Raw genomic sequence first — 14,951 nt, 5'->3', positions numbered from 1 at the left:
ACACAATTAAAACTTTTGAAAATCGATATTAGGTCGCAAATGACAATTACGAAACATGAAATCGTTGAGTTTTTAGCTCAAGAATTTCCACAAGCACTTAGAAAATGTAGTATTGAAGCGATTACACCTAAAGGTGCGGAGTTGTTATATCAAGTTGATCGGGAGGATTTGCGTCCTGGTCAGACAGTATCGGGTCCGACCTTAATGTTGGTGGCTGATTTTGTATTGTATGTGGCGATTATGGGACATTTAGGGTTGGTTGCCATGGCAGTCACTACCAATATGACGATTAACTTTTTTCGTAAGCCCAAAGCAGGTCAGAATATACGAGCAGTTTGTAAATTGATTAAAGTGGGCAAAACTTTAGTGACGGGTGAAGTTTGGTTATATTCTGGTGATGAGGGAGAAGCTGTGGCACACGTTATCGGGACCTATGCGATACCACAAAAATCTTAGAATAATTTTAAAAATAACAACGACAAATACTGCAAATCATAACAACATTTCAGTATGCGAAAGAGTCAGAACATGCTACAACTAAGCTGTTCAAACTTATTTGTTCTGACTAATTTCTACAGATATGACTATACCGCTTGACCTTACCCCTTTATCGCAAATTGAATCAAATCAAGAACATATTTTAGCGATTAAACGTAATGATTTATTGCCTTTGTTCAACGATCCTCATCGTTTGAGTCATTATGCTGATCATTTGGTTCAAGCGCAAAGTGTCTTGTTGAATGGGGTTGATCCCAAACTCAACCAACAACTCAGTGAAGTGATCACTCAAATCATTCAGCAATTATCGCAATCAAAGAAGTATGTAGGCGGTAGAAGATTTAATGCATTACAGAAATGGTTAGGGATTGATATTGAATATGATGCTGGTCAAGTCAAATATGTCAAAGATTTAGATCAACTTATTCAGCAAGCCAATCATTTAAGCCAAAGATTACAGATTGAAATTCAAAAATCTCAATCTCGATTACAACAAGTGTTGGGCCTAAGAGAGCAAATGGCGGCATATATTGTGGCGGCAGAGCAGTTTTTAAGCGAATATCCAGCATTTAGCAAGCAGCAAACACTTGATCATTTTGTAGAGCGGCTTTCAAAAAAAATTAATACTTTACAAACCTTACAGGCGAGCAATGATATTGCAATGAAACAGATGCAATTGTCTCAGCATTTGTCTTTTAGTCTATTAGACCGTTTCAAAGAAGCACAGCAAGTTTTAATTCCTGCGTGGCAATATCATTTAAAGCAAAGTCGTGAGTCAAATTCTTCGGCTGTGCTTGAACAGCTCGACAAGAGTAGAGAAAATCTAATCCAAAATCTGAAGAAATCATTACAGAAATAAGAGGGGAACATTATGTCAAATTCAGAGTTAATACCATCATCAAACGAGTTGGTTGTGAATCAAGAGCAACGATTTGAACAACTCAATTTAAAAGAATTGGGCTTACAACCACAAGACTTCGCTGAAGTGATGAGTGCGCATAAAGAACTGAATGATATTAGTACCACAGTTGTGGCGGAGTATGGAAAGAATATTGCAAGCAAAACTTCAACTTATACCGATGAGTTACTGAGCCTTGTACAAAATAAGGATTTGGATACAACTGGGCAGAAGTTAAATGAAGTCGTACAGGTTGCCCAACAACTGAATACTTCGAGTATTTTAAATAAATCAAAAAGCTCAGGTTTCTTTGGTGGGATACTAAGTAAGTTTAAAAATGCTAAACAAAGCTTTGATCAGCATTTTAATACCACAAAAGAACAGATCGATGCGTTAGTCAAAGAGATCGAAAGTTCTCAATCGGGCTTGAAAGCACGTGTGGGTACACTGGATAAAATGTTTGATGCAGTACAAGAGGAATATAAACAACTTGGTGTTTATATCGCAGCTGGTCAGCTTAAACAGCATGATATCCAACAGCAAATCTCGACCTTAACTGTACAAGAGCAAGATCAACAAACAACGCAAAAAGTCTATGATTTAAATCATTTGGCGAATAATCTTGAAAAAAGAGTCAGTGATTTACAGGTGTTGCAACACTCAGCCATGCAAACCTTGCCGATGATTCGTATTATTCAATCGAATAACCTGATGCTAGTCGACAAGTTTTATGCGATTAAAAATATTACCTTACCTGCATGGAAAAATCAGATTAGCTTAGCAATTTCATTGCAAGAGCAAAAAAATAGTGTGCAACTTGCTAAAGCAATTGATGACACAACCAATGAGTTATTGCGCCGTAATGCTGAATTGTTGCATCAAAATTCAGTAGATACTGCCAAGGCTAATCAACGTTCAGTGATTGATGTTGAAACACTTGAACATGTACAAAACACCCTCATTAATACAGTAAATGATGTGATCCAAATCCAGAAAGAAGGTATGCAAAAACGTGCTGAGGCAACTACTCGTTTACGTGCCTTGCAGGACAATCTAAATCATTTGGTGCTGGAAAATAGTGGGCAAAATTCGCCAAAGTCTTGATGTTATAAGAGGAAAAATCATTGTCACCTATAGATGACTTTAGTGTTCAACCGATAGAGCAACGTTTAGAGACTTTAGCAAAGCGCCAAAGTCATCTTATGATCTGGTTTTTTCTCAGTATAACCTTAGTGATAGCCATTGGGGTCTCCTTATTTTTTCAAAAAGAGATGATCTATCGTTTTTTTGATCTCTCTACACATGTTCAAGTTTTAGACTTACCTTATCACGTACAAGATTTAATCCCTTTTAAAGAGCCTATCGATTATTTCTTTAATCTGTTGTCATGGGTAGGGTGGCTGTTTGTTAAAGTTTTTGGGGCACTGATTGGTGCTTTTTTGCTTGTGTATTGGGCTAAGAAACTGAAGTTTTTTCAACGCCGTTTTCAATCATGGACGCAACGTTTTGTCGCATGGTTGATCGCATTTATTTTGATTTGGTCAGGTCTAAGTTATCTGCAATATGACTGGAGCGATGATACTGAACAAGCATATCAACAATGGATGAGTTATCGAACCAATATTATTGAGAGTCAAATTGCTCAAGATTTACAGCGAACCAATATCTCTCCAACAGAAAAAGCCTACGTGTTGGCTCAGGTGGCGTTGTTACATCCATCTGTTGACCGTAAGACAGCAAATGTCTATGTCAATCAGCTCGTTGAAGCTGAAAAAAATAATCCAATTCAATTTAATCAATATGACTTTCAGCCTGAGCAATTATGGGTGATGCAGCAGCAACTTTATGGTAGAAGCGTTACAGCGACGACACAGGCATTAGATACACGAGCTCAACAGGCGCAACAGTTCTCAAGGATCGTAAATGTCATCCTGTGGGGAATGATTGCACTTGTACTTGGCTTAAGTGGAATCTTATATACGCTTGCTAAACATTTGAAAAATCGACGTGATCGAATTACGCATAAACTTGATGTGTAGTTAAACTGCGTTCGGTTTATCCGATCAAACCCATAAAAACATACTGTTTTACCTATTTAGTGCTTTTGCGTACTATAGCCTCATTGAATGAATTTAGCCGACTTGAATTGTTGAGAATTTGGAGACATCGATGTTAGATCAAAATATTAAAACGCAATTAAAAGCTTACTTAGAACGTTTAGAAAGTCCGATCGAGTTGGTTGCTGCTTTAGATGATTCCGACAAAGCTGTAAAAATCAAAGAACTTGTCACCGAAATTGCTGAGTTATCTGAGCAAGTAACCGCGCGTTTTGATGGTTCAAACGCTCGCCGTCCGAGTTTTGGGGTGGCGAAAGCAGGCGAACAGCCACGTGTATTCTTTGCTGGCTTGCCGATGGGACATGAGTTTACCTCTTTGATCTTGGCATTATTACAAGTGTCTGGTTATGCCCCTAAAGTCTCTGATGAGGTTTTAAACCAAATTAAAGGCTTAAATCTCGCGGCAAACTTTGATGTGTTTATCTCATTGAGCTGTCATAACTGTCCAGATGTGGTTCAGGCATTGAATTTGATCGCGATCAACAATCCAAATACCACCACCACCATGATTGATGGTGCATTCTTCCAAGACGAAGTGGAACAACGCAAAATCTTGGCTGTACCAATGGTATTCCAAGATGATCAACACATTGGTCAAGGTCGCATGACTTTGGAAGAAATCCTTGCTAAGTTAGACACCAACTCAGCTGAGAAAGATGCAGCAGCGATCAATGCCAAAGATGCCTTTGATGTCTTGGTGATCGGTGGAGGTCCTGCTGGGGCAACCGCAGCGATCTATGCTGCCCGTAAAGGGATCAATACCGGTATCGTGGCAGAGCGCTTTGGCGGTCAGGTGATGGATACCATGGATATCGAAAACTTTACTTCTGTACAAAAAACCGTCGGCCCTAAGTTTGCTGCCGAGATGGAAGCGCATGTGCGTGAATATGATGTCGATATCATGAACTTGCAACGTGTCAGCAAAATCATCGGTGCAGATCAAACAGCATCTGGCTTGGTTGAAGTTGAACTTGAAAATGGTGCCAAGCTTGAATCAAAAACCATTATTCTTTCTACAGGTGCGCGTTGGAGAGAAATGAATGTACCAGGTGAAGTAGAATACCGTACTCGTGGTGTGGCGTATTGCCCGCACTGTGACGGTCCACTCTTCAAAGGTAAGCGTGTTGCGGTGATTGGTGGCGGGAACTCAGGTGTGGAAGCAGCAATTGACCTTGCTGGTATCGTTGAGCATGTCACGTTGGTGGAATTTGATACCAAACTTCGTGCCGATCAAGTGTTGCAGAACAAATTAAATAGTTTGCCAAATACCACCGTGATTCTGAACGCATTAAGTACTGAAGTGTTGGGTGATGGTTCTCAAGTCACTGGCTTGAAGTATAAAGATCGTGCAACTGATATTGAGCACACGGTAGAGCTTGCAGGGATCTTCGTTCAGATTGGTTTATTACCAAACACCGATTTCTTGAAAGACAGTGCAGTTGAGTTGAGTAATCGTGGTGAAATCATAGTAAATGATCGTAATGAAACCAATGTCAAAGGTGTGTTTGCTGCGGGTGACTGTACCACTGTACCTTATAAGCAAATCATCATTGCGACGGGTGAAGGCGCTAAAGCATCACTCTCTGCTTTTGATTATATGATTCGTTCGGGTAATTAACAGTTCGTAATTTTCTTATAAAAATGCCCAAACTTGCGTTTGGGCATTTTTTATTATTGCGTTAAGGTTTATATAAACCATGATCAACAAGATGTTGACGCAGAATCCGACGTAATTCTAAGATCGCTTCAGGCGTTTCCTGAATCGAATGTCCACCATGTAAGATTTTTTCAGAGACAGCACCATCTAAATGCGCACTTTTATAAGGAACGATGCCATCAGTAATGATATTGGGATCGTCACTTTTGGTAATATTGCCCATAATTGAATGGAAAACTAAGCCTTTTTCAGGTGGAATATCGGCAGTCAATTCCATGAATTTTGATTTTTTGCTTAAATCACTTGGGCCATTTTGAATAACATCACTGGTCAGCGTTTTTACAAAGTCTTTAAGCTCCATATCATCACTGGTCAATGTATCCGCCAACGTGGTTAAGAAAGTTGCAGGTAAACGAATGATTTTACGCGCAGCTAAAGTAAACCAACGATCAGCATAATCCGTACCACGATGTGGTGAAGCCAAGAAAATAGCCCGATCAAAGTTTGTAATTGGCTTCATTTTGAGTCGTTCGCTAATCGCGGGATGTTTTCTCAGTTGTGTTTGCTGACGACTACTCATCATTGCTAACGCTTGTTTGGACAGATCAACATCGCTGACCAGAAGTCGACTAATAATCCCGCCCATACTATGACCAATGAGAACAGCATCTTTTGCTGCGGCATCTTTGGGATTTAATGAGGAAAATGCCTGTTTTAATAGTGCATAAATCTGAAAACGGCTTTCTAAGATTGGCATATTGGTTGAGTAAAAAACTTGCCAGACTTGATATTGTTCACGTAAAACAGTATCGCCCATAATATCATTGGTGACCGCAATCCAAGCCTCAGGGCTACTTGCAAGACCATGAACGAGCACGATTATTTTCTTATTTGGGTTGTACGGCTCTAACATGTATAGATGTGGCATGGTTAAACGTTGATCTCGATCAATCAAGCTTAAATATGCTGCCACACCTAAATTATTTTCTGCTAACCAAAGTCCATACGGTGCAGAAAAATTTGCTGCAAGTGAGTAGGGTTTACCTGCGATGGTTACTTTTTCAGTGTTATAAGGATCATAAGCTTTAATTTCAAATTCAGGACTGGTTAAAACGTCATTGACAGTTGCAGCAGCTTTTTTGGGTTGGGCAATGATGGTCGAAGCCAGATAACGTGCTGGATGGATATTGGGATTTATGCCATTAGGGAAGTCATAGTTTAATGGATCGAGTATATATTGGTTCTCATGCTTACGGTCTGACGTGGCAAAGACCGCAACAAAATCAGAACCGAAGCCATCACGACGGTTAAGTGCACGTAAGCCTGAGAAGTTCATGTTATAGCTAGAAACAAACTGTTCTAGGCTCTCATTTTGTAAACGTTGATATTCATTTAAATCAAGTGAATAGGTGCTTTTTCCAATTTTAATCGTTGGCTCAAATGCTTGTTTAGGGTATCGAACTTTGTGAACTTGTACCAGCCTAGCTAAAGCTTGGTTATAAAAATCCCGAATTTGTACCTGACGGTTATCAAATAGACGCTCTTGTGGTTGGCGAGTGGTTTTAAATAAATAGGCATAACTGTAACGAATCGTTTTATCCAAAGCATCTAGTTCTTGATCTAGACATTGCTCATAAGCTTGTTGGATCGTTTTTTGTTCTTCTTCAGCTTTATGCTTGGTCAGTTTGCTGACTTTGCATGCAGATGACTCTGATAACGCCATGGCTTTGGCAAGATATAACTCACTTGCGGTTGATAGTAATTGTTCATCTAATATTTGTGGGATTTCATGTAAATCAGCTACGCATTCATTGGGGGTTTCCATACAAATCTTAGCGGCTTTACCTGACATCGAAAGCACATTGAGGCTGGCCTCACTGAGTTTTTTTTGTGTCAAGATGCTGTTACGTTCATTGGCAATGGTGACATTCAATGCTTGTTCTTTTAGGCTGACAACCTGACATCCACTGAACATGAGGGTACTGAGTAAACTGATAACAAATAGACGTTTATTGGGGGTAAATGCTTGCATCATGGATCAGCACAGGTCACGAGATTGGTTGTAGTTATAATACTGAAATAAGATGTTTTTTCAATGAATAAAAAATAGGCTGTACTAGACAGCCTATTTATATTTAAAGCGAAGATGAAATTAGTTCATGACTTGCCAAACATTCCAGCGTTTACCAGATTCTACTTCACGAATTAAACGATCAGCGACTTCTGCTTCATCTGGAAATTTAATTTTATAGTTCTTTAATGTTTGAATTGCATTTTTCTTCTGTTCTAACCAAAGATAGTTATTAGCAGCAGAAAGATAAGCCTCTTGAACTCCGCCTTTGATTGCTTTGTCTAAATACGGAATCGCTTCACGTTGACCGCCACCTTCAGATAAACCAAAACCGAACCAGAAATTGATTTCGGGATCATTTGGGCTAATGGCAAGAATGCGTTGCGCGTAATTTAAAGATTTAGAAGTATAAGATGTACCCAAATCTAAGTTGCGCGCCATCACACTGGCTTTAAACGCACGTGTTAATACATCAAATGATGCATTTGGTTTTTCTGCTAAAGCATCGAGTTTATGGGTAATTTCTTTGAGTTTAGTTTCATAACCTTTACGTTCTTGACGATCAGGGAAACGTGGTGGGTAATGACGAGCCTTACCTTCAACCAATTGTAAAAAATCATCGATTTCAGTGACATCGATTTCATTATCACCAGCGAGTACGGCATACTTCATACTACGTTGTTTGCTATCAATCGTTGGAACAATAAGTTTGTTTACATCCAAAGTCATTGATTTAGACGGATCATTTTGTAGTGAAACCACCATTTTGGTCACTGGTTGAGCTGTGGCATCTTTAATCGCCAATTCAAAACTTGGCGGTGCATCATACTGGATTGGATTTAAAGCATAAAAAGCTGGAGTAGGATCAGGTTCTTTAAATACAAAAGGTTCAGCAACACTTTCTTTTTTGGTTGGCGCAATACCGCATGCCGTTAGAAATGAGGTTGAAAGTACGAGTAATGCCAAAGGCTTAAAATTCATGATCTACATCCATTAATTCTAGTAAGGTGGTAAAAGAAGTTGGTTTCGCTAGTCTAGGAAAAGCGAAACCAACTTGCAATGTATGGCATGTTGTATTTTTATAATTTATTCCGTTTTTGATGGAATACTTTGCGCTTCACATTCTCGTCGAACTTCTTCAATAATTTTTAACTCTTCTTTACTAAACGGTTGAGTTTTAGAGTTCTGACCTTTAAATGTTGGATCGAGTAGCGAGAGTCTTTGACAAAGCGTATTCATCCGTTTTTCATTGTTCTGCATACGATCAAGTAGAACACGAATACCTTCTAGAATTGGATCAGCTTGCTCTTCAGTTGTTGCATAGGGTTCAAACCCAATACTCTCTGCATAATCTCGACGCAGTGCTTCTTGTTCAGTTTGCTCTACTGTTGCTGGTTGTTTGAAAATATAACGAGCAGGACTACCTACAGCGGTTACACCAGCAGGGACTTCTTTTGTTACTACAGCATTGGAACCGACTTTTGCACCTTTGTGTACCGTAAAAGGCCCTAAAATTTTTGCTCCTGCACCAACTACCACGCCATCTTCTAAAGTAGGATGACGTTTACCTTTGTTCCACGTCGTACCACCTAAAGTCACACCGTGGTATAGGGTTACATCATTGCCAATCTCAGCAGTTTCACCAATCACAACACCCATGCCATGATCTATGAAGAAACGTTTGCCAATTTTCGCACCCGGATGGATTTCGATACCTGTTGCAAAGCGACTAAAAGACGACAGCAGGCGGGCAGTGCCTTTATATTCTTTTTTCCATAACTCATGTGCCATGCGATGCATAATCAATGCATGAATACCTGGATAAGTGGTCAAAACTTCGAGTGTATTGCGTGCAGCAGGATCACGTGCAAATACAGCTTCGATATCTTCTTTGAGCTGTTTAATCATTGGACTGATCCTCCTTCGTGTTTTTTTTCCACGAACCATTCGCAAGTGCTTGCACTCGACTAAATATTCCGCGTAATAAATGATATTCCATACGATCTAATTGTATCCTTCCAAATAAACGACGCAAGCGTAATGGAAGTAAACGGGGATTATTTGGATCTAAAAACTCAATTTCTGTGAGCATTTTTTCTAAATGGGGATAAAACTCTTCCATTTGCTGTTGATTTACGAGAGGTTCATCCCACTGCATACTTTGTTGTTGTTTGAGTTGCATGTGGTCATCTGGCATGCTGAGTGCTTGCGTATTTTGTTCAAGTGCAGCCATACGTAACTCATAACAAACCACCTGAATGGCTTGAGCCACATTGAGCACGCCATATTCAGGATCAACAGGAATGGTTAAGTGATAATTTGCCAAAGCCAATTCTTCGTTGGTTAAGCCACGATCTTCACGACCAAAGACAATCGCAATATTTTGTTGTTGCTTTGCGGCTTGCAACGCTTCTTTTGCAGCAGGGCGAACATCGAGTAGTGGCCAAGGAATCGTGCGACTACGCGCACTGGTACCAAAAACCAAATGACAGTCTTGAATCGCGTCTTCTAAAGTGTCCACAATTTCGATCTGTTCAATGAGGTCTTGAGCGCCTGCTGCCAAGGCATCAATATCTGGATGCGGATAAGTTTTGGGTGCAACTAAGACAAGTTTAGATAGTCCCATCGTTTTCATTGCACGTAACGCACTACCAATATTTGCAGGTAGTGTCGTATTGACCATGACAATACGCACATGATCCAAATGTTTGGACACGTTGTTTGAGTCAAACAGGTTCATATATCATCCAAATTTAAGAATATTGAGAGATTTCAGTTTGATAAAGATCTAAAGCTTCATCCATTGACATATTTTCAGGTGGTGGGGCAACAACACTGACTTTAGGTGCTTCAGCCACTTTTGCTGCTTTTGATTTCACTTGATATTCAATAAAAATTGCATCTTTACCAAAATAATCACGCAACTTTGCCAGCAATTCATCTAGAGGTGCAACTTTCCACTGCGCACCTAAGTGTAATTCTGCTGTTGCAAAGCTTTGTTCAATTTGCATGTGTAGGCCAATATGTTGGCACATATCAATATTACAATAGGGTAAAAGCAGAGTTTGCAGATCTTTGGCCAATGATTTTGTCATTAAATCGTGGCTTAAGCGAACTTGGATACTTTGGGCGCGTTTTTGACGAATCTCATTTAAACTAAAGGCCTTGCTTAACCTTGCCATTGGGCGGTCGAAGCCTTCACGTTCGTAAATTTCACCCTCAATCACTACAACCTGATCTGGTCGAACGATCTCTTTATAGCGTTGGAAACGTTCGTGATTACAACTGATCTCAACACGAGCTGTACCGTCATCTAAGGTGATCATAATACGGTTTGGAAAGTTTGCAATGTCAACAACCAATCCAGCAAAAACAGTGGTAACACCGCGACGTGTCGGTGTGAGTTCATTGAGTTTGGCAGGTACAAATGATTTTAATTCAGGGCGGTAGACATCAATTGGATGACCTGTTAAGTACAAACCAAGCGTATCTTTTTCACCTTTTAGGCGAACTTCATCCGCCCACGGTTTAACGGGTTTGGCGGGTTTGCGTTGAACTTCTTCAACTTCACCAAACAAGTCCATGATCCCCGTTTCGCGGTTGCTTCGGGCTTGTTCAGCAGCTTGCACCGCTTCAGGAAGTTGCGCCATGAGGCTTGAACGTTCAATACCTAAACAATCCAGTGCACCTGCACGGATCAAAGCTTCTAAGGTACGTTTGTTGATTTTTTTCAGATCAATACGATGGCAGAAATCAAATAAATCTTTATAAGGACCTTCTTTGGTGCGTGAGTCGATCACAGACTGCATCGCCTGTTCGCCGACACCTTTAATCGCACCGAGTCCATACACAATCGTTTGTTCATCACTGGCATGGAAGTGATACAACGACATATTTACCGAAGGTGGAAGCACGTCTAATTTGTTATTACGACAGTCATCAATTAAAAATACAATACTGTCGGTATTTTGCATTTCCGATGACAGTACCGCTGCCATAAACTCAGCAGGGTAATGCGCTTTTAACCAAGCTGTATGGTATGCAACTAAGGCATACGCTGCGGCGTGGGATTTGTTAAAGCCATAACCTGCGAACTTTTCCATATAGTCGAAGATATGGTTGGCAGTTGCGACATCAATGCCTTTTTGTCCTGCACCTTCAGTAAAGATTTGGCGTTGTTTTACCATTTCTTCGGGTTTCTTTTTTCCCATCGCACGACGGAGTAAATCTGCACCACCAAGCGTATAGCCCGCACAGATCTGTGCAGCCTGCATCACCTGTTCTTGATAAACCATAATACCGTAGGTTGGTTCTAATACACCTTCAAGTAAAGGATGCAGATATTCAAACTCACCACCATGCATACGATGGATAAAGTCAGGAATAAGATCCATTGGACCCGGACGATATAAGGAAACGAAGGCAATAATTTCTTCAAATTTGCTTGGTCGTGCTTCCTTCAGCATTTTTTTCATGCCGACGGATTCAAACTGGAACACCGCAGTTGTATTTGCATTGGCAAACACAAGATAGGCATCTTTATCATCCAATGGCACATCAACAATATTTAAAGGAACTGCCGACTTGATCCGTTTATTGATATTTTGAACAGCATCTTCGATTACAGTCAGGTTACGCAAACCCAAGAAGTCAAACTTGACCAGACCAGCGGCTTCAACGTCATCTTTGTCATATTGTGCAACACGGCCAGTACCATCAGCTTCACACAGAACAGCTGAATAGTCGGTAATTTTTCCCGGTGCAATCACCACACCACCAGCATGTTTACCAGTGTTACGCGTGATCCCTTCGAGTTTGAGCGCCATTTCCCAAATCTCAGCGGCATCGTCATGATCTGGATTTGAAGGATTGGTGACAATATCTTTAAGTTGCGGTTCCATGTCGATAGCTGTCGCCAAATCAACACCAAGCGGTTTGGTTGGTACCATTTTTGAAATACGATCGGCTAAACCATAAGATTTACTCAATACACGTGCGACATCTCGAATCGCACCTTTTGCAGCCATCGTACCGAACGTGGCGATCTGTGAAACCGCTTCACGACCATAGTTTTGAGCGACGTATTCGATGACACGGTCACGACCTGCAATACAGAAATCGACATCGAAATCGGGCATTGAGACACGTTCAGGATTTAAGAAACGTTCAAAGAGAAGGTCATATCGCAGGGGATCAAGATCGGTAATTTTTAAACTATATGCGACCAAAGACCCTGCACCCGAACCACGTCCGGGACCAACAGGCACACCATTATTTTTGGCCCATTGAATAAAGTCCATGACGATCAAGAAATATCCGGGGAAACCCATTTTCAGGATAATATCGACTTCATACTTAATTCGCTCATCATAGGGCTTGCGAATTTCCGCCCAGTCTTCATCGCGCTCTGTAATCGGATAAAGATGATTAAGGCGTTCTTCTAAGCCTTCACGAGATAAATGTTCGAAGTAACTATCAATGGTATAACCATCTGGAATCGGGAAGTCGGGTAAGAAATAAGTACCCAATTGCAACGCGACATTACAACGTTGCGCAATGTAATAACTGTTAGCGATCGCACTCGGAATGTCTGAAAATAGTTCAGACATTTGTTCGCCAGTTTTAAAATACTGTTCCGAACTAAAGTTTTTAGGGCGCTTATTATCACCCAATACATAACCATCGGCGATACAAACACGCGCTTCGTGAGCATCATAATCATGTTGTTCGATAAAGTGCACATCATTATGTGCAACCACACCAATTTGATATTTTTCTGCAAGTTTAAGGGCTTGCTGAATAAAATCTTCTTCGTCAGCGCGTTCAGTACGCGTGAGTGCCAAATAGACGCGATTACCAAACTTTTCGATCCAAGCTTCTAATAATGGCTCAGCTTTTTGCGGGTTGGATGAGCAGAGCATTTGCCCGACATCACTACGTTGCCCAAGTAATACGATTAAATCTTCAGATTGTTCGAGTATCCAATCCTTTTGCACGCAGGGGATACTGAGCTGTTGTCCTTCGATAAAGCCACGAGAAACGATTTCGGTTAGACTCCTCCAACCTGTATTACTCATGGCTAATAAAGTGGCTCTATGTTCAGCATCATTTAGGCGGATCACACTGCCAAGAATTGGTTTAATACCTTTCTTTAGGCAAGCCTCATAAAATTTCACAGCAGCATGTAAGTTAGATAAATCTGTAAGTGCCAGTGCAGGCATTTCATCTTTTACGGCAACTTTGACCAAATCAGGTATGCGAACAATCGATTCTGTAATCGAAAATTCTGTATGAATACCAAGATGAACAAACTGCATAAATCTATCCTTAACACGACCGTCGATTATTCTAACATGCTCTGTGTATGGCTGTTGTCTAATATTTTTGCAATAAGATCATATCGACTTTTTATTTTAAACAGCAAAGAAAAAACCGATGTATATGTGATCTAGACATATACATCGGTTTAATTCCATCGACTTCAATATTACAGGCTTAAATTAATATTCCCAGAACATCCGTTGGATCTCATTTGCATCATTGGTTTTCGTGAGCGCAAGAGCCGCCAAAATACGTGCTTTTTGTGGATTTAAGTCATGTGCAGCGACCCAACCATATTTATCATCTGGTTGTTCTGCATTACGTAAGACAAATCCTTGAGCGACGCGAGACGAACGAATAATTTGAATGCCTTGTTCATCACGTAACTGTTTTAATGTAGGTACGATGTAATTTGCGATTGAACCATTACCTGTACCCGCATTTACAATTGCTTTGGTGCCCGCTTTTGCATAAGCAACATAAGCATCTGTAATCATAGAGTCAGAACCATAAGCGATCTGAACGACAGGGAGTTGATCGCCTTTAATATTTTCAATATTAAACTCAGATGTCGTGGTATGACGTTTTAACGAATTTCGGAACCAATAAGGTTTCTTTTCAACCACAGTACCTAATGCACCCCATTGGCTGACAAAGGCATTGGTATGAATATTGATTCCTTTGGTGACATCACGCGCAGCAAAAATAGAATCATTCATCAGAACCAATACCCCTTTGTTTTTAGCTTCATCAGATGAAGCAAGGGCAACAGCACTATAAAGGTTGAGAGGACCATCGGCAGAAAGAGCCGTTGATGGACGCATTGAACCGACTAGAACAATTGGTTTGTCGGTATGAATAACAAGGTTTAGGAAGAACGCTGTTTCTTCGAGCGTATCAGAACCATGCGTAATGACAATGCCATTCACTGACGGTTTTTTGACTAAATCGTTGACTTGTCTTGCCAGAGATAAAAGTTCTTTATCAGTAATATTTTCAGAGGCGATCTGTAACGCTTGTACACCACTTACATTGGCTAAATCTTTAATTTGAGGTACAGCATTGATTAATGCATCGACAGGTACTTTTGCTGCTGTATAGGTTGCACTGTTGGTCGAACTTGCACCTGCACCTGCAATCGTACCGCCTGTTGCGATAACGACCACATTATTTTTTGCATACAATGAAACTGATGCGGCAAGTAGAGTTAATCCTAACCCTAATGATTTAACCGTTTTATTAATCATTAATGACAATCCTGTATTTTATCTTCCATTTAAACACAATGCCTATGCCAGACATTGCGACTATTATTTGAATTTTTAGTCGCTAAATCATTGGCATTTTATTTTTTATTGGGATGCGCTGCGAGGGCGAATAGTTGCTTGA

The 14,951-nt window shown here is 40.4% G+C and carries 11 protein-coding genes; 5 read left to right on the top strand and 6 right to left on the bottom strand.

The window, feature by feature from the left end:
• Positions 1-39: 39 nt before the first annotated feature.
• The 5 genes from J2Y37_RS06235 (at position 40) to ahpF (ending at position 5,131) form a co-directional block, all read left to right on the top strand.
• Complete coding sequence (locus J2Y37_RS06235) at positions 40-456, top strand: PaaI family thioesterase (protein WP_349032247.1); 417 nt, start codon at positions 40-42, stop codon at positions 454-456.
• 124 nt (positions 457-580) lie between these two features.
• Positions 581-1,357 carry a tellurium resistance protein gene (locus J2Y37_RS06230; RefSeq protein WP_349032246.1) on the top strand — a complete coding sequence of 259 codons (777 nt, stop codon included), beginning with the start codon at positions 581-583 and terminating at the stop codon, positions 1,355-1,357.
• 12 nt (positions 1,358-1,369) lie between these two features.
• Positions 1,370-2,500 (top strand): toxic anion resistance protein, encoded by a 1,131-nt coding sequence (locus J2Y37_RS06225; protein WP_349032245.1) that lies wholly within the window; start codon positions 1,370-1,372, stop codon positions 2,498-2,500.
• Between the two features lie 20 nt (positions 2,501-2,520).
• Positions 2,521-3,435, top strand: coding sequence for a hypothetical protein (locus J2Y37_RS06220; RefSeq protein ID WP_349032244.1), 915 nt, complete (start codon positions 2,521-2,523; stop codon positions 3,433-3,435).
• A gap of 130 nt (positions 3,436-3,565) precedes the next feature.
• Complete coding sequence (gene ahpF, locus J2Y37_RS06215; RefSeq protein ID WP_349032243.1) at positions 3,566-5,131, top strand: alkyl hydroperoxide reductase subunit F; 1,566 nt, start codon at positions 3,566-3,568, stop codon at positions 5,129-5,131.
• Between the two features lie 61 nt (positions 5,132-5,192).
• Here ahpF and J2Y37_RS06210 read toward each other — a convergent pair whose 3' ends face one another.
• From J2Y37_RS06210 to J2Y37_RS06185, 6 genes are all read right to left on the bottom strand, one after another.
• On the bottom strand, positions 5,193-7,205 hold the full coding sequence (locus tag J2Y37_RS06210; RefSeq protein WP_349032242.1) for an alpha/beta fold hydrolase: 2,013 nt from the start codon (positions 7,203-7,205) through the stop codon (positions 5,193-5,195).
• Between the two features lie 117 nt (positions 7,206-7,322).
• Positions 7,323-8,222 (bottom strand): hypothetical protein, encoded by a 900-nt coding sequence (locus J2Y37_RS06205; protein WP_349032241.1) that lies wholly within the window; start codon positions 8,220-8,222, stop codon positions 7,323-7,325.
• Between the two features lie 105 nt (positions 8,223-8,327).
• Positions 8,328-9,149, bottom strand: coding sequence for a serine O-acetyltransferase (gene cysE / locus J2Y37_RS06200; protein WP_004671499.1), 822 nt, complete (start codon positions 9,147-9,149; stop codon positions 8,328-8,330).
• Positions 9,142-9,981: an RNA methyltransferase gene (locus J2Y37_RS06195; RefSeq protein WP_004671497.1), complete on the bottom strand. Its 840-nt coding sequence runs from the start codon at positions 9,979-9,981 to the stop codon at positions 9,142-9,144. Before J2Y37_RS06195 ends, cysE begins: the two co-directional genes overlap by 8 nt.
• Positions 9,982-9,994: 13 nt before the next feature.
• The gene (gene dnaE / locus J2Y37_RS06190) at positions 9,995-13,558 is read right to left on the bottom strand and encodes a DNA polymerase III subunit alpha (protein WP_349032240.1); all 3,564 of its coding nucleotides are present in this window, start codon (positions 13,556-13,558) and stop codon (positions 9,995-9,997) included.
• A gap of 183 nt (positions 13,559-13,741) precedes the next feature.
• Positions 13,742-14,809: an asparaginase gene (locus J2Y37_RS06185; protein WP_349032239.1), complete on the bottom strand. Its 1,068-nt coding sequence runs from the start codon at positions 14,807-14,809 to the stop codon at positions 13,742-13,744.
• Between the last annotated feature and the right edge of the window lie 142 nt (positions 14,810-14,951).

The sequence above is a fragment of the Acinetobacter sp. 3657 genome, assembly GCF_031456775.1.
Taxonomy (GTDB): domain Bacteria; phylum Pseudomonadota; class Gammaproteobacteria; order Pseudomonadales; family Moraxellaceae; genus Acinetobacter.
This window is presented reverse-complemented; position numbering and strand designations above follow the sequence as displayed.

Coding starts and splice junctions, on each gene's coding strand:
- J2Y37_RS06205 (WP_349032241.1), bottom strand. CDS start 8,222: ATGAATTTTAAGCCTTTGGCATTACTCGTACTTTCAACCTCATTTCTA.
- cysE (WP_004671499.1), bottom strand. CDS start 9,149: ATGATTAAACAGCTCAAAGAAGATATCGAAGCTGTATTTGCACGTGAT.
- J2Y37_RS06225 (WP_349032245.1), top strand. CDS start 1,370: ATGTCAAATTCAGAGTTAATACCATCATCAAACGAGTTGGTTGTGAAT.
- ahpF (WP_349032243.1), top strand. CDS start 3,566: ATGTTAGATCAAAATATTAAAACGCAATTAAAAGCTTACTTAGAACGT.
- dnaE (WP_349032240.1), bottom strand. CDS start 13,558: ATGCAGTTTGTTCATCTTGGTATTCATACAGAATTTTCGATTACAGAA.
- J2Y37_RS06195 (WP_004671497.1), bottom strand. CDS start 9,981: ATGAACCTGTTTGACTCAAACAACGTGTCCAAACATTTGGATCATGTG.
- J2Y37_RS06235 (WP_349032247.1), top strand. CDS start 40: ATGACAATTACGAAACATGAAATCGTTGAGTTTTTAGCTCAAGAATTT.
- J2Y37_RS06185 (WP_349032239.1), bottom strand. CDS start 14,809: ATGATTAATAAAACGGTTAAATCATTAGGGTTAGGATTAACTCTACTT.
- J2Y37_RS06210 (WP_349032242.1), bottom strand. CDS start 7,205: ATGATGCAAGCATTTACCCCCAATAAACGTCTATTTGTTATCAGTTTA.
- J2Y37_RS06230 (WP_349032246.1), top strand. CDS start 581: ATGACTATACCGCTTGACCTTACCCCTTTATCGCAAATTGAATCAAAT.